This window comes from Pseudomonas sp. EA_5y_Pfl2_R50 (assembly GCF_963970475.1).
Classification (GTDB): Bacteria; Pseudomonadota; Gammaproteobacteria; order Pseudomonadales; family Pseudomonadaceae; genus Aquipseudomonas.
Window position 1 is genome coordinate 1 of record NZ_CAXAPT010000101.1, and the last position, 540, is coordinate 540.

Below are 540 nucleotides of genomic sequence, written 5' to 3' on the forward strand. Positions count from 1 at the left end.
CTACGACCCTTGGCATTACCTGCCGGTGCTGGTGAACAAGCCCGGTGCGCTGCGGAACGGAGCGCCGTTCCAAGGCTGGGATCTTCCGCCTGCGCTCGCTCGGCTGCGCCGCAAGCTTGGCAGCGACGACGATGCCGATCGGCGCTTCGTCCGCGTTCTTGCGGCCGTCCTCAGCGATGGTCTGGATGCCGTCGAGGGCGCCGTTCGCGAAGCGCTCGACGCCGGTGCGGTCAGCGACGAGGTCGTGCTCAACATCCTGTCACGGCGGCGAGAGCCGCCCCGGCCCGCATCCATCGTAACGCCTGAGGATCTGGCGCTGATGCACCCGCCGGTCGCCAACTGCGCCCGCTACGACAGCCTGCGAGGCCTCCATGCAGCGGCATGAGATGATCGACGCGATGCGCGGACTCGGGCTCAAGGGCATGGCGGGTGCGTTCGACGAGGCCGTCACCACCGGCGTTCAGCGCAAGCGCACCGCGATGGAGATCCTGAGCGATCTGTTGCGCGCCGAAGGCGCGCATCGCCACGCCGCTTCGATCC

1 pseudogene is annotated in these 540 nt (G+C 68.7%); it reads left to right on the plus strand.

The features are described 5' to 3' along the window. Positions 1-385, plus strand: a pseudogene (locus AACY19_RS26905) (IS21 family transposase); the annotation flags it as partial. Between the last annotated feature and the right edge of the window lie 155 nt (positions 386-540).